Consider the following 16,779-nt stretch of genomic DNA (forward strand, 5'->3'; position numbering starts at 1 on the left):
CTCGTCACCAGCTGACGGGGAGCGCCTTGCCCTCCTCGTAGCCCGCCGCCGACTGGATGCCCACGAGGGCCCGTTCGGCGAACTCGGGCAGGGTGCGGGCCCCCGCGTAGGTGAACGAGCTGCGGACGCCCGAGGTGATCATGTCGAGCAGGTCCTCGACGCCCGGCCGCAGCGGGTCGAGGTAGATGCGCGACGACGAGATGCCCTCGGCGAAGAGCGTCTTGCGGGCGAGCTCGAAGGGGTCGAGCCGGCCGAAGCGTCCCTGCACGGCCTTCGTCGACGCCATGCCCCAGCTCTCCTTGTAGAGGCCGCGGTCGTCCGTCGCCAGCTCGCCGGGCGCCTCCACCGTGCCGGCGAACCACGAGCCGATCATCACCGACGACGCGCCGGCGGCCAGGGCCAGCGCCACGTCGCGCGGGTAGCGGACGCCGCCGTCGGCCCAGACGTGCGCGCCGAGCGACCGGGCGGTCGCCGCCGTCTCGAGCACGGCGGAGAACTGGGGGCGGCCCACGGCGGTCATCATCCGGGTGGTGCACATCGCCCCGGGGCCGACGCCGACCTTGATCACGTCCGCGCCTGCGCCGACGAGGTGACGCACCGCCTCCTCGGTGACGACGTTGCCGGCGACGATCGGCAGGCCCAGCTTCGCGGCCGCGACCTTCCTGACCGCGGCGACCATGCCGTCCTGGTCGCCGTGCGCGGTGTCGAGCACGAGCACGTCGACGCCCGCCGCGGCGAGCGCGCGGGCCTTCTGCTCGACGTCGCCGTTGATGCCGACGGCGGCCGCGACCCGGAGGCGGCCGTCGCGGTCGAGCGCCGGCTGGTAGATCGTCGAGCGGAGCGCGCTCTTGCGGCTCACCGTGCCGACGACCTGGCCGTGTCGCAGCACCGGCGCGAAGTCGATCTCGGCGGCGACCATGCGGTCGAAGGCGGCCCGGGGCGAGTCGACGTCGTCCGCGTCGAGCGAGGTGAGCGCGCCGTGCAGCAGGTCGCCCAGCACGGCGTCGCGCGGCGCGGTGGCCAGCCGGGAGGCGGCGATGCAGCCGAGGAACCCGCCGTCGGCGTCGTGGAGCACGATGCCGTGCCCCTCCACGGCGGGCACGCGGGTGAGAGCCGTGGCGACGGTCTCGCCCGGGTCGAGCGACCAGGGGGTGTCCCACTCGACGGGCTGCGACTTGACCCAGCGGATGGCCGCGTCGAGCTCCTGGAGCGGCATGTCCTGCGGCAGGACCCCGAGGCCGCCGCGCCGGGCGAGGGTGGCCGCGAGGCGGGGGCCGGTGACGGAGTTCATGTTGGCCGAGACGATCGGGACGGTGGCGCCCGTGCCGTCGCCCGGCGCCAGCGACACGTCGAGCCGGCTCGTCACCGACGAGCGGCTGGGCACCAGGAACACGTCGGAGTACGTCAGGTCGTGGGTCGGCGTCGTCTCGTAGAACCTCATGGGTCAACGGTAATCCCTGCGGGTCGTCGGGACGCGGCCAGGCGGACGTTGTTAAGCTGGTCCTCGGCGGGCGCCGCTGCCCGCCGTGACATCGAACGATCAACGGAGAGTGGGCGATCGGCTGTGACGAGCCACGTGACGGGAACGACCGACGAGGGTGCCTTCGGGGCCAACGAGTGGCTGGTCGACGAGCTCTACGAGAAGTGGGTGGTCGACAAGTCCGCGGTCGACGAGTCGTGGTGGCCCGTCCTCGAGGCCTACACGCCCTCGGGCGGCTCCGCGGCCGCGACGCCGGCCGAGGCCCCTGCCTCCTCCGAGGCCCCCGCAGCCGACCAGGCGTCCGGCGGCGAGGCGCAGGTGCCCGACGAGGTGACCGGCGCCCCCGGTGAGAACGAGCCCGCCGCGCCCGCACCTGCCCCGGCCGCCCCCGCCGGCAAGAAGGCCGCCAAGACCACCTCGGTCGAGCCGTCGGAGAAGCCGATCCCGGCCGAGTCGCCGGCCAAGGCCCCCGAGAAGGCCCGCAGCAGCGCCGAGCCCGCACCGGAGCCCGAGGCGAAGGTCGCTCCCCTCCGCGGCATGGCCAAGTCGCTCGCCACGAACATGGACGCGAGCCTGAGCGTCCCGACCGCCACCAGCGTCCGCACCGTCGCGGCGAAGCTGATGATCGACAACCGCATCGTGATCAACAACCACCTCAAGCGCGCCCGCGGCGGCAAGGTCTCGTTCACGCACCTCATCGGCTGGGCGCTCGTCCAGGCCCTGAAGGAGTTCCCGAGCCAGAACGTCTTCTACGACGAGGTCGACGGCAAGCCCTCGGTCGTCACGCCGGCCCACATCAACCTCGGGCTCGCGATCGACATCCCGAAGCCCGACGGCACGAGGGCCCTGCTGGTCCCCGGCATCAAGAAGGCCGACGAGATGACCTTCGCCGACTTCCTGTCGGCCTACGAGGACGTCGTCCGCCGTGCCCGCGACAACAAGCTGACCGCGGCCGACTTCCAGGGCAACACGATCTCGCTGACGAACCCGGGCGGCATCGGCACGGTGCACAGCGTGCCCCGCCTGATGAAGGGCGCCGGCTCGATCATCGGCGCCGGAGCGCTCGACTACCCCGCCGAGTTCCAGGGCACCTCGTCGAAGACGCTCGTCGAGCTCGGCATCGGCAAGACGGTCACGCTCACGAGCACCTACGACCACCGCGTCATCCAGGGCGCCGGTTCAGGCGAGTTCCTCAAGAAGGTCAACGAGCTGCTGATCGGCCAGCGCGGCTTCTACGAGCAGATCTTCGCGGCCCTCCGCATCCCGTACGAGCCCATCCACTGGAACCCCGACATCAACGTCAACCTCGCCGAGCGCGTGGGCAAGACGGCCCGGGTGCAGGAGCTCATCAACAGCTACCGGGTCCGCGGCCACCTCATGGCGGACATCGACCCGCTGCAGTACCGCCAGCGCAGCCACCCCGACCTCGCCATCGAGAGCCACGGCCTCACCTTCTGGGACCTCGACCGCGAGTTCGTCACGGGCGGCCTCGGCGGCCACACCTCCGCGCTGCTGCGCGACATCCTCGGCATCCTGCGCGACTCGTACTGCCGCACCATCGGCGTCGAGTACATGCACATCCAGGACCCCGCGCAGCGGGCCTGGGTGCAGCAGCACGTCGAGGTGCCCTACGTGAAGCCGTCGCACGACGAGCAGATGCGCATCCTCGGCAAGCTCAACGAGGCCGAGGCGTTCGAGACGTTCCTGCAGACGAAGTACGTCGGCCAGAAGCGCTTCAGCCTCGAGGGCGGCGAGTCCGCCATCGCCCTGCTCGACACCGTCATCCAGCAGGCGGCCCGTGAGGAGCTCGAGGAGGTGGCGATCGGGATGGCGCACCGTGGCCGCCTGAACGTGCTCACCAACATCGCTGGCAAGACCTACGGCCAGATCTTCCGCGAGTTCGAGGGCACCCAGGACCCGAGGACCGTCCAGGGCTCGGGCGACGTCAAGTACCACCTGGGCACCGAGGGCGAGTTCACGAGCGCCACGGGCGAGACGATCCCCGTCTACATCGCCGCGAACCCCTCCCACCTCGAGGCCGGCGATGGCGTGCTCGAGGGCATCGTCCGGGCCAAGCAGGATCGCGGCCCGAAGGGCGTCTTCGGCACCCTCCCCATCCTCATCCACGGTGACGCGGCGATGGCCGGCCAGGGCGTCGTGGTCGAGACCCTGCAGATGTCGATGCTGCGCGGCTACCGCGTGGGCGGCACCATCCACGTGGTGATCAACAACCAGGTCGGCTTCACCACTCCCCCGTCCGAGTCGCGCTCGTCGATCTACTCGACCGACGTGGCGAAGACGATCCAGGCGCCGGTGTTCCACGTCAACGGCGACGACCCCGAGGCCGTCGCCCGCGTCGCCGAGCTCGCGTTCTCGTACCGCCAGCAGTTCAAGCGCGACGTCGTCGTCGACCTGATCTGCTACCGCCGCCGGGGGCACAACGAGGGCGACGACCCCTCGATGACGCAGCCGCTGATGTACAACCTCATCGAGGCCAAGCGCAGCGTCCGCACCCTCTACACCGAGGCCCTCGTCGGCCGCGGCGACATCACCCAGGAGGAGTACGACGGCGCGCACCGCGACTTCCAGGACCGCCTCGAGCGCGCCTTCCAGGAGACGCACGCGGCGCAGACCGGCTCGATGCCCGTCATCACCGACGACGGCGGGGACGTCGACGACCTCGAGCGACCCCGGTCGCAGCGCGACGACGCCTCGGGCGAGCCCGAGAGCACGGGCGTCGACCTCGACCTGATCCACGCGATCGGCGACGCGCACGACAACCCGCCCGAGGGCTTCTCGGTGCACCCGAAGCTCTCGCAGCTGCTCAAGAAGCGCGTCGACATGAGCCGCAACGGCGGCATCGACTGGGCCTTCGCCGAGCTGCTCGCCATGGGCTCGGTCCTGACCGAGGGCACCCCGGTGCGCCTCGCCGGCCAGGACAGCCGCCGCGGCACCTTCGTGCAGCGCCACTCGGTGCTGCACGACCGGGAGAACGGCCAGGAGTGGCTGCCCCTGCAGAACATCACGGACGACCAGGCGAACCTCTGGATCTACGACTCGCTGCTCAGCGAGTACGCGGCGATGGGCTTCGAGTACGGCTACTCGGTCGAGCGGGCCGACGCGCTCGTGATGTGGGAGGCGCAGTTCGGCGACTTCAGCAACGGCGCACAGACGATCATCGACGAGTTCATCTCGAGCGCAGAGCAGAAGTGGGGGCAGCGTTCGAGCGTCGTCCTGCTGCTGCCGCACGGCTACGAGGGGCAGGGGCCCGACCACTCGTCGGCCCGGATGGAGCGGTTCCTCCAGATGTGCGCGGAGGACAACATGACCATCGCGCGCCCCTCGACCCCCGCCTCCTACTTCCACCTGCTGCGCCGCCAGGCGTACGCGCGCCCCCGCCGCCCGCTGGTCGTCTTCACGCCGAAGGCGATGCTGCGCCTCCGCGGCGCGACGAGCGGCGTCGACGCGTTCACGAGCGGCCGGTTCGAGCCGGTGCTCGACTGCACCCGCGTCCAGGACCCGTCGGCGACGAAGCGGATCGTGCTGCACTCGGGCAAGATCCACTACGACCTCTCGGCCGAGCTCGACAAGCGCGGCGTGCAGGACGACATCGCCCTCGTCCGCCTCGAGCAGCTCTACCCGCTGCCGCTCGACCGCATCCGCGAGGTGCTCTCGCGCTACCCCTCGGCCGAGATCGTCTGGGCCCAGGAGGAGCCGGAGAACCAGGGCGCCTGGCCGTTCGTGGTGCTCGAGCTGCAGAAGCACCTCGACCGCCGGATCACGGTCGCCTCGCGACCCGCGTCGGCCTCGCCGGCGGCGGGTTCGACCAAGGCGAGCGCGGCCCAGCAGGCCGAGCTGATCGCGGCGGCGCTCACTCTGTAGCGCCCCCGCGCCGCGCCGACGACGACGGCCGCCCTCCTGCGGGAGGGCGGCCGTCGTCGTCCGCGGTGCGGTGCGGGGGTGTCGAGGCGTCAGACCAGCTTCGAGTAGCGCACGCCGGCCTCGTGGTAGCCGCGCTTGCGGTAGAAGCGGTGGGCAGAGTCGGTGGCGGCGGCCGAGACGGCCTCGAGCGTGCGGGCACCGTGGCCGCGCGACCACTCCTCGAAGTGCTGCAGGAGGTGCGAGCCGGTGCCGTCCCGACGGGCCGCCTCCCCGACGACCAGCAACAGCAGCTGAGCGGTCGGGTCGTCGGCGTTGTACGCCCAGCGCACGTGCGCGCCCGCGACGGCGACCACGCGGCCGTCGTCGCCGCGCACGACCCAGGTCTCGTGCCCCGCGGCCGCGGTGAGGTGCGACAGGCGGGCCGAGAGCACCTCGGCGTCGAGCGAGTGGCCGAGCAGCCCGATGAGGGCCACCAGGTCGTCGAGGTCGTCGGACGTCGGGCTGGCGAGGATCTCCACCGTGGCGGTCATGCGACGACGCTAGCGCAGGTCGACGACCTGTGACGTCGGACGATAGGGTCGAGCGTCATGGGTCTCTTCACGCGGAACTCGACGCCCGAGCAGCACGTCGCCGACGAGGCAGCCCGCTTCGTCAAGTCGGTCGCGAAGGGCGGGCACCGCGACGACGCGGCCTCGCTCGACTTCAGTCCCGGCTCGGTCCGCTCGCTCGACGCGGTCCTCGCGCGTCACCGAGGCGACGTCGACGCCGACGGGGTGCCCGACGCGGTCTCGCTCGGCGCCGCCTGCTACTTCTTCGAGACGGTGCGCCGCGAGTACGGCGGTCGGCTCTGCTCCGGCACCGGCAGCGACCCGCTCGTGCTGGTCGTGGGCGAGCCGGACTTCCGGCTCTGCGTGCCGGCCGTCTCGAAGGTCGTCCAGCGCACGGGCGACGCGGGCGACCCCTCCCTCGAGCTGCTCTGGGACGACGTCGTGGCGCACGCGGCGCGGCGCGAGGACGCGACGCTGAGCTGACGCTCTGACGCCTGCGCTCAGGAGCTAGTGCGAGGCCTGCAGGTCGCGGATGCGCGCGAGCACGGTCGAGCGCAGATCCTCGGGAGCCGTCTCCTTGCAGGCACGCTGCACCGCCTCCGTCAGCACGATGCCCACCTTGTGCTCACCCGAGCAGTCGGCGCAGGTGGCCATGTGCTCCCGGATGTCGGCGGCGTCCTCACGGCAGAGCTCGTCGTGCAGGAACTCCTCGAGCTCGGCCTTCGCCTTGTCGCAACCGCAGTCGGTCATTTGGTGCTGCCCTTCGATGTCGTGCCGGCCGGCACCGCGATCCCACGGTCACGGGCGTAGTCGGCGAGTAGTCCCCGGAGGAGTCGGCGGCCGCGGTGCAGACGGCTCATCACCGTGCCCACGGGCGTCTTCATGATGTCGGCGATCTCCTGGTACGAGAAGCCCTCGACGTCCGCGAAGTAGACCGCCATGCGGAAGTCCTCCGGGACCTTCTGGAGCGCGTCCTTGACGGCGCTGTCCGGAAGGTGGTCGATGGCCTCGGCCTCGGCCGACCGGGTGGAGCCGGAGGTGCGGGTCGCCGACTCGGCGCCGCCCATCTGCCAGTCCTCGAGCTCGTCGATGGTGCCCTGGTAGGGGTCGCGCTGCTTCTTGCGGTACGTGTTGATGAACGTGTTCGTCTGGATCCGGTACAGCCAGGCCTTGAGGTTCGTGCCCTGCTGGAACTGCCGGAACGCCGCGAACGCCTTGACGAACGTCTCCTGGACGAGGTCGGAGGCGTCGGCCGGGTTGCGCGTCATGCGCATCGCGGCGGCGTAGAGCTGGTCCATGAAGGGCAGGGCCTGCTCCTCGAACAGTGCGCGCAGGTCGGGCTCGCCCTCGTCCGACGCCTCGACGGCCGCCACGGCCTCGACGGTCGCCTCGGCGACGCCGCCGCCCGCCTCGACGGGGTCGGGTACGGTCGCGCTGGTCGCGGGTGTGGGCTCGTCGCCCTCGGGGGTGATCATCACGGCCGATTCTAGTTCGGCCACGGTGATCCGCCTCGGTGCAAGTGCTGTGGGCACGTGTCCTCCAGGTCGTCGCTGCATTACCCTGGTGAACCGATGCAGGTGTACAGGTATTCCGGGCCCGAGTTCTCCCCCTACGACGACGGCGGCGTTCCCCCGACGGTCGACGACGGGCGCTGGGTCGCGCCGCGGGCCGCCGGGCCGCTCCGCGCCTCCTTGTCGCTGCCCGGGTCGAAGTCGCTGACCAACCGCGAGCTGGTGCTCTCGGCCCTGGCCGACTCCCCCTCGACGCTGCGGGCTCCCCTGCACTCGCGCGACACCTCCCTGATGATCGCGGCGCTGCGGGCGCTCGGCACGACGATCGACGAGCTCGAGTCGGGCGAGCCCTTCGGCCCCGACCTCGTCGTCACGCCCGGCGAGCTCACGGGCGGCGCGACCGTCGACTGCGGCCTGGCCGGCACCGTCATGCGGTTCCTGCCCCCGGTCGCGGCGCTGGCCCTCGGCCCGGTCACCTTCGACGGCGACGAGGCGGCCCGGAGCCGTCCGATGCGCGCGACCCTCGACTCGCTGCGCGCCCTGGGCGTCGACGTGTCGGACGACGGCCGCGGATCGCTCCCCTTCAGCCTCTACGGCACGGGCGAGGTCGAGGGAGGCGAGGTCGAGATCGACGCGTCCGCCTCCAGCCAGTTCGTGTCCGGCCTGCTGCTGTCCGCTCCGCGCTTCTCGCGCGGGCTGACTCTCCGCCACACGGGCGACGTGCTGCCGAGCACGCCGCACATCGAGATGACGATCGACGCGCTCGCGCAGCGCGGCGTGGACGTCGCGACCCCCGAGCCGGGCGTGTGGGAGGTGCCCCCCACCGCGATCGCCGGACGTGAGCTGACCATCGAGCCCGACCTCTCGAACGCCGCGCCGTTCCTCGTCGGGGCCCTCGTGGCCGGCGGCACCGTCTCGATCTCGCACTGGCCGGCCGAGACGACGCAGGTCGGGGCCGACCTGATCGAGCTGCTGCCGCTCTGGGGCGCGACCGTCACGCTCGACGACGGCGTGCTGACCGTGGACGGCGGCGACGGCCTCGTCGGCGGCGGCTCACTGCCGGGCGTCGACGTCGACCTGTCCCGCGGCGGCGAGCTCGCCCCGGCCCTCGTCGCCCTGGCCGCCCTCGCCTCCGGTCCGAGCACCATCACGGGCATCGGTCACCTGCGCGGGCACGAGACCGACCGCCTCGCTGCCCTCGCCAGCGAGATCTCGGCGCTCGGCGGCCTCGTCACCGAGCTCGACGACGGACTCCGCGTCGAGCCCTCGCCCCTGCACGCCGGCCAGTGGCGCACCTACGGCGACCACCGCATGGCCCACGCCGCGGCGATCATCGGCCTCGCGGTCGACGGCGTCGAGCTCGACGACGTGCGCGTCGTCTCGAAGACGCTGCCCCAGTTCGTCGACCTGTGGGACGACCTGCTCGGCCGCCGCGTCGTCGAGCGACCGGCCGACATCGACCTGCTCGGGTTCCTGTAGGTCCCCGGTGAGCTGGTGGAGCGACGGCGACGACGCCGTCGAGGACGAGGCCTGGGGCCAGTACGACGAGAGCTCGGTGCGACAGCGCCCGAACCCGAAGGCCAACCGGCCGCGCACCAAGCAGCGGCCCGCGTACGCGGACGCCGAGGAGGGGGTGGTCTGGACCGTCGACCGCGGCCGCTACGGCGTGCTGATGGACGCCGGCACCCCCGGCGAGCGCGAGATCACGACGGCCCGCGCCCGTGAGCTCGGCAAGAAGAGCGTCGTCACGGGCGACCGGGTCGGCGTCGTCGGCGACACGAGCGGGGCGGAGGGGTCGCTCGCCCGCATCGTCAAGGTGCAGGAGCGGACGACGCTGCTGCGCCGCAGCGCCGACGACAGCGACGCCGTCGAGCGCGTCATCGTCGCCAACGCCGACCAGATGCTCATCGTGGTCGCCGCGGCGGACCCCGAGCCGCGCCCCCGTCTCGTCGACCGCTACATGGTCGCCGCCTTCGACGCGGGGGTCGAGCCGATCCTCTGCATCACGAAGACCGATCTCGCCGACCCCGCACCGTTCGCGGCCCACTTCTCGTGCCTCGACCTGCGGATCGTGACCACCACCTCCACGTCGTTCGACCCGCTGCCCGACGGGTCGCCGTCGCCGGTGCTCGACGAACTGCGCGAGCTGCTCGACGGGCACGTCACCGTGACCGTGGGGCACTCGGGCGTCGGCAAGTCGACGCTCGTCAACGCCCTGACGGGGTCGCAGCGCGAGGTCGGCGTCGTCAACGCGGTGACCGGGCGGGGGCGGCACACGTCGTCGTCGACCGTCTCGTTCAAGGTGCCGAGCGGCGGTTGGATCGTCGACACCCCGGGCGTCCGCTCGTTCGGGCTCGGGCACGTCGACCCCGAGAACATCCTGCGGTCGTTCGCGCGGCACGCCCACCCCTCCGAGAAGCCCTCGCGCGACGGGATCCCGCTGGCCGAGGCACACGACTGGGAGATCGTCGACCGCGTCGAGGCCGGGGAGCTCGGCGACGTCGGGCGGGAGCGGCTCGCCTCGCTGCAGACGCTGCTCGCCTCCAAGGGCGGCGTCAGCGGCCGCGAGCAGGCCGCCCGCGACGAGGACGCCCGCTCGGACGAGCAGCCGCCGCGCTAGCCGGCCCCGCCGCGGGTCGCTGGGTCGCTGGGTCGCTGCCGGTGGGCGGCCGCGCTGACCGCCGCCGCGAGTGGGTCGCTGCCGCAGATGCCGACCTCGGGCCCTGCAACAACCGGATTTCGCGCTTTTGCAGCAGCGCTGGCTGCCTCCTGGTCGGCATCTGCGGGCTCCCCTCTCGAATGTGAGAGTGATCCGCTGTCCGCCGGACCGTTCCACGAGGGAGGCGGGACGCTGAGAGCAGGATCACTCTCGCTTTGGGATCCCTTGCCCCCGAGAGATGACCGCTCCGCGGTGCAGAGACGAGGAGGCGCGATGCCGGCCGGGCGCGCTCGGTACGCTGGCGAGGTGACCGACCCGACCCGCGCCTCCTCGTCCGACACTGCTGCAGAGACGAGCTCGGCCGGCACCGACGCCGCCACGAACCACACCGACTCGAGCCGGATCGACGCCGCGACCGGCACCGACGGAGGCGCCCGCTGGGCGGCCGACCTGCGCCTCGCGCTGACGCTCGCCGACGCGGCCGACGCGATCAGCACGGAGCGCTACCGCTCCGCCGACCTGCACGTGTCGCTCAAGCCCGACCGCACGCACGTCACCGACGCCGACCAGGCCGTCGAGCGGGCCATCAGGGCCGGGATGGAGTCCGAGCGCCCCGACGACTCCTTCTACGGCGAGGAGTACGGGGACGACGCAGCCGGGGACGACAGCGCCCGCGAGGACGCCGCCGCGACGGACGGCGCAGGCACCGACACCGACGCCGGCACCGACGCGCCAGGCCACGCCCGAGCGGTCCCCCACCGCCAGTGGATCGTCGACCCGATCGACGGCACCGCGAACTTCCTCCGGGGCGTCCCCGTCTGGGCCACGCTCATCTCGCTCGTCGTCGACGGAGTCCCCGTCCTCGGCGTCGTCAGCGCCCCGGCCCTGGGCCGCCGCTGGTGGGCGAGCACGGGCGGCGGGGCCTTCGCGTCCGAGCACGGCACGACTCCCCTGCGCGTCTCGGGCGTGCGCGAGCTCGCCGACGCGTCGCTGAGCTACAACGGCCTCGAGTACTGGCGAGAGGCAGGCCGGCTCGAGCCGCTGCTGACGCTCACCGAACAGGTCTGGCGCACCCGCGCCTACGGCGAGTTCTGGTCGTACCTGCTCGTCGCCGAGGGCGCGCTCGACATCGCCGGCGAACTGGGGCTCCAGCCCTACGACATGGCAGCCGTCATCCCGATCGTCGAGGAGGCGGGCGGCCGGTTCACGAGCGCCGACGGCGAGCCCGGCCCGTGGCACGGCAGCGCCCTCGCGACGAACGGCCTGCTGCACGACGACGTCCTCGCGATCGTCTCCGCCCCCGCTGAGCCGCTCCCCCAGCCCTGACCCGGGGCGCGAGCACGCCGGGCGCGGCTCGCCGCCCCAGCCATCGCCGCCCGAACACTCGCCGCCCGAGCGCTCCCCGCGGCGCGACGTGCCCCGAAGTGTCACCTCGAGCGGCGACGACCAGCCGTCCGGGGCAACTCGACGCCGACGCACGACCTCATCCGCTCGGTGTAGGCCCGGGCCGGGAACCGGTCCCTCTGGTTGATGCTGACGAAACACCCGGTCGGCTTGACTGGCCGCAGGCAGTCGCCACACCCCGGAGGGGTCCCGCCGAAGGGCGGGTGAGCGAGCCAGGAGCCCCGCGGCCCGTCGTGACCTCGACGGGCCGCGGCGGCCCCGACAACCAGACCGTCCCGCACCATCTCGCAGAGGAGCACCCATGTCCGTCGTCACCGCCGCATCCGTCGTCGCCGCCCACACGAGCACGATCACCCGCGTGGACCCCGCCGCGGTCGACCTGCCCCGCACGCTGGCCGTCGACATCACGGCGTGGCTCGACGCCGCAGCCGCGCAGTCGCCCGCGGCCTGAGCCGCGCCGCCCGACGAGCCGCCCCTAGGAGGCGTCGGCCGCCTCGCCCACCCGCCCCTGCTTGCGCGCCCGCAGGTCGAGCAGCGCCAGCACGAGCGCTCCCGCCACCAGGGCGATGGTCACCAGGAACCCGCTGCGGTACGCCTCGTGGTAGATGTCGAGGGTCGAGCCCTCGCTGCGTCCGGCGATGACCGAGTAGAAGGTCGAGACCGCCGCGGCCGTGCCGATCGCGGTGCCGGCGCGCTGGCCGACCTGGCCCATGGAGCCGGCCACTCCGCCCATCTCGACCGGCACCTCCGCCAGGGTCAGGGTCTGGTTCGGCGAGATGACGAAGCCTCCCCCGGTGCCGGCGACGAGCATGCCGCCCGCCATCGCCCACGGCGTGTACTCGGGCGGGGTGAGCGTCGCGGCCAGCAGCAGCACGACGAAGCCGACGCCCACCAGCACGAGGCCGAGCACGACGAGGCTGCGGCCGTACTTCTCGACGATGCGTCCGCCGTAGAACGCGGCGACCGCGCTGGTCAGCGCGAACGGGATGGTCACCATGCCGGCGTAGACGGGCTCGAGGCCGAGCCCCTGCTGCAGGAAGAGCGTGGTGAGCAGGAACGTCGCGGGCAGCGCGCAGAAGTACACGGTCGCGATGAGGGTGCCGTTGCGGTACGACGCGAGCGAGAACAGCGAGAAGTGCACCACCGGCGACTTGCCGCGGGCCTTGTAGCGCTGCTCCCACCAGACGAAGAGGGCGCCGAACCCGGCGAACCCGACCAGGAACAGCCAGCGCAGCGGGTCGTCGCCCTGACCGGTCGTCAGCACGAACGGCAGCATCAGGGTGAGGATCGTCAGGCCGAGCAGCACGATGCCCATGAGGTCGAGCTCGTTGTGCCCGCTCGGCGCGGTCGACGTGCGGGGCAGAAGTTTGAGGGCGAAGACGATGGCGACGATGCCGAGCGGCACGTTCATCCAGAACAGGAGGCGCCAGCCGTCCTGCGCGCCGCCCACCGCGATGAGCAGGCCGCCGATCGTCGGCCCGAAGGCGGTCGAGACGCCGATGACCGCGCCGAACAGCCCGAAGGCGCGACCGCGCTCGCGTCCCTGGAACAGCTGCTGGATCAGGCCGAGCACCTGCGGCATCTGGATCCCCGCCGCCACGCCCTGCAGGATGCGCGCGGCGACGAGCAGCTCGACGGTCGGGGCGATCGCGCACAGCACGCTGGCCACGGTGAACGAGCTGAGGCCGATGACGAACATCAGGCGCCGTGACTTCAGGTCGCCCAGGCGTCCCGACGGCACCAGCGACAGTCCGAAGGCGAGGGCGTAGCCCGCGACGATCAGCTGCAGCGCGGTCGGTCCGGCACCGAGCGACGCCTCGATGCTCGGCAGCCCCACGTTGACCTTCGACAGGTCGAGGATCGTCAGGGCGGCGACGCCCACGCAGACCCAGAAGGCCTGCCACTTCTGACGCTCGTCGTAGCCCGACGTCGACGAGGAGGAGGTGGGCACGGAGGAGGTGTCGGGCGCGTTCGTCATGGAGGTTCCGTCTTACACCTGCAGAGCCTGCACCGACGCGACCCCGTCGACGGGAGGACGGGACGACGGGAGGACGGGAAGACGGGAGGACGCGAAAATATACCGCTTGGTCTCTAATCCACGGGTGATGTGCAATTATGGGGACGACCGCGGTTCCGCTCGGTCGTCAGGGTGTCGCCACGATGGGACATGGTCGTACGGAACCACCGTGGTCGTCTGGGGATCAGCAACGAACGCCCGACGGCACTACGAACAGGACCCGCCCGCGTGGAACTGCGTGACTACATCCGTATCCTCCGCAAGGGCTGGATCCTCATCGCCGCGCTGACGCTCGCCGGCATCGCTGCCGGCGCGCTCGCGTCGATCCTCGCGACGCCCACCTACGTGTCCTCGACCCGGCTCTTCGTGTCGATCCAAGCATCCGACTCGGCCACGACGGGGGACGCCGTGCAGGGCAGCACCGCCGCCCAGCAGAAAGTTCAGTCCTACGTCGACGTCGTGACGAGCAACAGCGTGCTCGACCCCGTGATCGACGAGCTGGGCCTCGACACCACGGCGGCCGAGCTCGCCTCGCGCATCACGGCGGACTCCCCGCTGAACACCGTGCTGATCAACATCACGGTGACGGACACCGACGCGCAGCAGGCGGCCGACATCGCGAACGCGGTCGGCGCCTCCTTGACGCAGGTCGTCGTCGAGGAGCTCGAGACGCCGACCGACGGAGGCGCGAGCCTCGTCAAGATCGCCACGATCGTCCCCGGGCAGGTCGCCTCCGCGCCCGCCACCCCGCGCACCACGCTGAACCTCGGCCTCGGCCTGCTGGTCGGCCTCGCCCTCGGCGTCGGCGCCGCCGTGCTGCGCAGCACACTCGACACGCGCATCCACGGCTCGCACGACGTCGAGCTCGTGACCGACGCCCCCATCGTCGGCGGCATCAGCTTCGACCCCGGGGCGAAGAAGACGCCGCTGATCGTCCACACCGACCCGCGCAACCCGCGGTCCGAGTCGTTCCGGACGCTGCGCACCAACCTGCAGTTCGTCAACGTCGAGTCCGGCAGCCGCTGCTTCGTCGTCACGTCGTCCCTGCCCGGCGAGGGGAAGACCACCACCACGGCCAACCTGGCCGTGGCCCTGGCCGAGACGGGAGCCACCGTCGTCATCGTCGACGGCGACCTGCGCCTGCCGCGCCTCGCGGACACCATGGGGCTCGAGGGCGTCGTCGGCCTCACCGACGTGCTGATCGGCCGTGCCGACCTGCAGGACGTGCTCCAGGCCTGGGGCCGCGGGACCATGTACGTGCTGCCGGCCGGCCGCGTCCCCCCGAACCCGAGCGAGCTGCTCGGCTCGAAGGCGATGATCGCGCTGCTCGAGTCGCTCACGACCTCGTTCGACTACGTGCTGATCGACGCGCCTCCCCTGCTCCCCGTCACCGACGCGGCCATCCTCAGCAAGCTGACCGGCGGGGCCATCGTCGTCGTGGCCGCCGGCCGGACGACCCGCAACGAGCTGCAGTCGGCCCTCCGCAACCTGGAGCACATCGGCAGCAAGGTGCTGGGCGTCGTGCTGACCATGCTCCCCACGAAGGGCCCGGACGCCTACGGCTACGGGAACTACGGCGCGTACTACGGCATGGAGCAGGACGCTCCCGAGGCCGGTGTGGGCGATCTGCCCGTGGCGCCCGTGGCGCGCTCGCGCTCGGAGCGGTGAGCGTCGTGGACCTGTTCACGCCTCGCGACAGCTCCACCGGCTTCTCGCTCCTCACCGTCTGCACCGGCAACATCTGTCGCAGCCCCCTGGCCGAGCTGTACCTGCGCCGCGGACTCGCCGACCTCGACGACGTCGCGGTCTCGAGCGCGGGCACCATGGCGGTGGACGACGACGTGATGCCCGACCAGGCACGCGCTCTCGCCCGGTCGTTCGACCTCGAGCCCGACGCGCATCGCGCCCGGTTCCTGTTCGGGCGGGACGTGCGCTCCGCCGACCTCGCCCTCGCCCTCGCCCGGGAGCACCGGCGGGCCGTCGTCGCGATGCACCCGCGGGCCAGCCGTTACACGTTCACGCTCCGGGAGGCAGCTCGTCTCGCTCACGACGTGTCCGACGACGAGATCGCCGAGGCCATGCCCGGGACCGGGGCCTCGACCGCGGAGCGTCTGAGGGCCGCCGTGGGGCTGCTCGCGTCGCGTCGCGGCACGGTCCCGGCCGCGGACGACCCGATCGACGACGACGTGGTCGACCCGTACCGCCGGTCGGACGAAACCTTCGTCGAGTCGGGCCGCCAGCTCGTGCCCGCCGCCGACGTGCTCGTCGATCTGCTCCGCCGCGCTGCCGCCTCGCCGGGACGCGTGCGCTGATGCCCGACGTCCGCCGCAAGAGGGGCCAGCGTGCCACCACGCGTCGGCGACTCGCCGTCGCCGGGATCGGCGCGTTCGTGCTCGTCGACCTCGCGCTCGTCGCCGTGGCGCTCACCGCGGAGCCCGCGGGGCTCGCGGCCGACCGAGCACCGGTGGCTCTGCCGTCGTCGCTCCCGAGCGAGCCGGCGGCGGAGCCGACCCCCACCGTGACGACGCCCGCCCCCGCCGTGGCTCCTACCCGTGCGCTCTCCGCCGTCGACGCCGAGACCGCCTGGCGGAGCCAGGCAGGCAGCTGCGCGCCGGGCGGGACCGCCGACGACCTCGTCCTCGAGTCGACCACGTCCGGAGGCGGCACCTGGTCGGCGACCTCCGTCTCGAGCGAGGCCGCCCTCGCGGGCGTCGACCGCCTCCAGGCGACGGCCGCCGACACCGTCTTCGTCGTCGGACCTGCCGGCGCCGGCTGCACGCCTTCGTTCGCCCAGACGTTCACCGGCGGTGCCGAGTTCCGCGACTACCCGGACCGCCTGGCCGCAGCGTGGTTCGTCTCGCGGACGTCGACGAGCACCGTCCACTCCCCCGCGGGCGACCGTCCCGCCCCCTGTGCCGTGATCGACCTCGCGGTCGCCGGCGACGCCCGAGCGGCCGTGCTCTGCGGCGACGGGACGGTGCACCGGACGGTCGACAGCGCGTCGACCTGGGACGCCGGGACCGCCGTCCAGGGGGCCGTCGCACTCACCTCGGGCGCGGGCGGCTACCTCGTCGCCGCGAGCGGCGCCGCCGGCTGCGACGGCGTGGCGATCTCGTCCGTCGTCGACTCCGCGACCGCCGTCGCTCCGCTGGGCTGCGCTCCGGCGACGGTCGACGCTCCCGGTGCTGTCGCTGTCTCGGCCGCGGCCGGTTCGCTCTGGCTGTGGGCCGGCGACGCCGTCCTCGTCTCGGCCGACGGCGGGAGGACCTGGTGATCGA

General features: G+C 72.4%; 14 protein-coding genes. 9 read left to right on the plus strand and 5 right to left on the minus strand.

The genetic code is table 11. The annotated features are described in order from the left end of the window. Nucleotides 1-4: 4 nt before the first annotated feature. Entirely contained in the window at nucleotides 5-1,441 is a 1,437-nt protein-coding gene (locus tag ITJ48_RS03655) for a GuaB1 family IMP dehydrogenase-related protein (RefSeq protein WP_194612439.1), read from the minus strand. A 123-nt stretch (nucleotides 1,442-1,564) separates the two neighbouring features. Between ITJ48_RS03655 and ITJ48_RS03660 the strand changes: the two genes are divergently transcribed. Continuing rightward, entirely contained in the window at nucleotides 1,565-5,362 is a 3,798-nt protein-coding gene (locus tag ITJ48_RS03660; protein WP_194612440.1) for a multifunctional oxoglutarate decarboxylase/oxoglutarate dehydrogenase thiamine pyrophosphate-binding subunit/dihydrolipoyllysine-residue succinyltransferase subunit, read from the plus strand. A gap of 89 nt (nucleotides 5,363-5,451) precedes the next feature. Here ITJ48_RS03660 and ITJ48_RS03665 read toward each other — a convergent pair whose 3' ends face one another. After that, the gene (locus ITJ48_RS03665) at nucleotides 5,452-5,892 is read right to left on the minus strand and encodes a GNAT family N-acetyltransferase (protein ID WP_194612441.1); all 441 of its coding nucleotides are present in this window, start codon (nucleotides 5,890-5,892) and stop codon (nucleotides 5,452-5,454) included. A 57-nt stretch (nucleotides 5,893-5,949) separates the two neighbouring features. Between ITJ48_RS03665 and ITJ48_RS03670 the strand changes: the two genes are divergently transcribed. Beyond that, entirely contained in the window at nucleotides 5,950-6,393 is a 444-nt protein-coding gene (locus ITJ48_RS03670) for a hypothetical protein (protein WP_192041959.1), read from the plus strand. Nucleotides 6,394-6,417: 24 nt separating this feature from the next. Here ITJ48_RS03670 and ITJ48_RS03675 read toward each other — a convergent pair whose 3' ends face one another. After that, the gene (locus ITJ48_RS03675; RefSeq protein ID WP_123546403.1) at nucleotides 6,418-6,660 is read right to left on the minus strand and encodes a zf-HC2 domain-containing protein; all 243 of its coding nucleotides are present in this window, start codon (nucleotides 6,658-6,660) and stop codon (nucleotides 6,418-6,420) included. Further along, on the minus strand, nucleotides 6,657-7,442 hold the full coding sequence (locus tag ITJ48_RS03680) for a sigma-70 family RNA polymerase sigma factor (protein ID WP_370544763.1): 786 nt from the start codon (nucleotides 7,440-7,442) through the stop codon (nucleotides 6,657-6,659). The genes ITJ48_RS03675 and ITJ48_RS03680 overlap by 4 nt, the downstream gene beginning before the upstream one ends. Before the next feature lie 39 nt (nucleotides 7,443-7,481). Here ITJ48_RS03680 and aroA point away from each other — a divergent pair, with 39 nt between their 5' ends. From aroA to ITJ48_RS03700, 4 genes are all read left to right on the plus strand, one after another. Then, nucleotides 7,482-8,900, plus strand: a complete 1,419-nt coding sequence (gene aroA / locus ITJ48_RS03685) for a 3-phosphoshikimate 1-carboxyvinyltransferase (protein ID WP_194612442.1) — start codon at nucleotides 7,482-7,484, stop codon at nucleotides 8,898-8,900. 7 nt (nucleotides 8,901-8,907) lie between these two features. Further along, a complete protein-coding gene (gene rsgA, locus ITJ48_RS03690) occupies nucleotides 8,908-10,041 on the plus strand; it encodes a ribosome small subunit-dependent GTPase A (protein WP_194612443.1) in 1,134 nt (377 codons plus the stop codon). Nucleotides 10,042-10,482: 441 nt separating this feature from the next. Beyond that, nucleotides 10,483-11,406, plus strand: coding sequence for an inositol monophosphatase (locus ITJ48_RS03695; protein ID WP_370544849.1), 924 nt, complete (start codon nucleotides 10,483-10,485; stop codon nucleotides 11,404-11,406). Nucleotides 11,407-11,785: 379 nt separating this feature from the next. After that, the gene (locus ITJ48_RS03700; RefSeq protein ID WP_194612445.1) at nucleotides 11,786-11,935 is read left to right on the plus strand and encodes a hypothetical protein; all 150 of its coding nucleotides are present in this window, start codon (nucleotides 11,786-11,788) and stop codon (nucleotides 11,933-11,935) included. 24 nt (nucleotides 11,936-11,959) lie between these two features. Here the strand turns inward: ITJ48_RS03700 and ITJ48_RS03705 are convergent, their stop codons facing one another. Continuing rightward, on the minus strand, nucleotides 11,960-13,462 hold the full coding sequence (locus ITJ48_RS03705; protein ID WP_194612446.1) for an MFS transporter: 1,503 nt from the start codon (nucleotides 13,460-13,462) through the stop codon (nucleotides 11,960-11,962). Between the two features lie 267 nt (nucleotides 13,463-13,729). Here ITJ48_RS03705 and ITJ48_RS03710 point away from each other — a divergent pair, with 267 nt between their 5' ends. Genes ITJ48_RS03710 through ITJ48_RS03720 form a run of 3 tightly spaced genes read left to right on the plus strand, consistent with a single transcriptional unit; the run spans nucleotide 13,730 to nucleotide 16,775 of the window. Further along, nucleotides 13,730-15,169: a polysaccharide biosynthesis tyrosine autokinase gene (locus ITJ48_RS03710; protein ID WP_194612447.1), complete on the plus strand. Its 1,440-nt coding sequence runs from the start codon at nucleotides 13,730-13,732 to the stop codon at nucleotides 15,167-15,169. Further along, the gene (locus ITJ48_RS03715) at nucleotides 15,166-15,813 is read left to right on the plus strand and encodes a low molecular weight phosphatase family protein (protein ID WP_194612448.1); all 648 of its coding nucleotides are present in this window, start codon (nucleotides 15,166-15,168) and stop codon (nucleotides 15,811-15,813) included. The genes ITJ48_RS03710 and ITJ48_RS03715 overlap by 4 nt, the downstream gene beginning before the upstream one ends. Next, the gene (locus ITJ48_RS03720) at nucleotides 15,813-16,775 is read left to right on the plus strand and encodes a hypothetical protein (RefSeq protein WP_194612449.1); all 963 of its coding nucleotides are present in this window, start codon (nucleotides 15,813-15,815) and stop codon (nucleotides 16,773-16,775) included. The genes ITJ48_RS03715 and ITJ48_RS03720 overlap by 1 nt, the downstream gene beginning before the upstream one ends. Nucleotides 16,776-16,779: the final 4 nt, after the last annotated feature.

Source organism: Frigoribacterium sp. VKM Ac-2530, assembly GCF_015350835.1.
In the GTDB taxonomy this organism is placed as follows: domain Bacteria; phylum Actinomycetota; class Actinomycetes; order Actinomycetales; family Microbacteriaceae; genus Frigoribacterium.

Coding starts and splice junctions, on each gene's coding strand:
- ITJ48_RS03675 (WP_123546403.1), bottom strand. CDS start 6,660: ATGACCGACTGCGGTTGCGACAAGGCGAAGGCCGAGCTCGAGGAGTTC.
- ITJ48_RS03670 (WP_192041959.1), top strand. CDS start 5,950: ATGGGTCTCTTCACGCGGAACTCGACGCCCGAGCAGCACGTCGCCGAC.
- ITJ48_RS03700 (WP_194612445.1), top strand. CDS start 11,786: ATGTCCGTCGTCACCGCCGCATCCGTCGTCGCCGCCCACACGAGCACG.
- aroA (WP_194612442.1), top strand. CDS start 7,482: ATGCAGGTGTACAGGTATTCCGGGCCCGAGTTCTCCCCCTACGACGAC.
- ITJ48_RS03655 (WP_194612439.1), bottom strand. CDS start 1,441: ATGAGGTTCTACGAGACGACGCCGACCCACGACCTGACGTACTCCGAC.
- ITJ48_RS03705 (WP_194612446.1), bottom strand. CDS start 13,462: ATGACGAACGCGCCCGACACCTCCTCCGTGCCCACCTCCTCCTCGTCG.
- ITJ48_RS03720 (WP_194612449.1), top strand. CDS start 15,813: ATGCCCGACGTCCGCCGCAAGAGGGGCCAGCGTGCCACCACGCGTCGG.
- ITJ48_RS03665 (WP_194612441.1), bottom strand. CDS start 5,892: ATGACCGCCACGGTGGAGATCCTCGCCAGCCCGACGTCCGACGACCTC.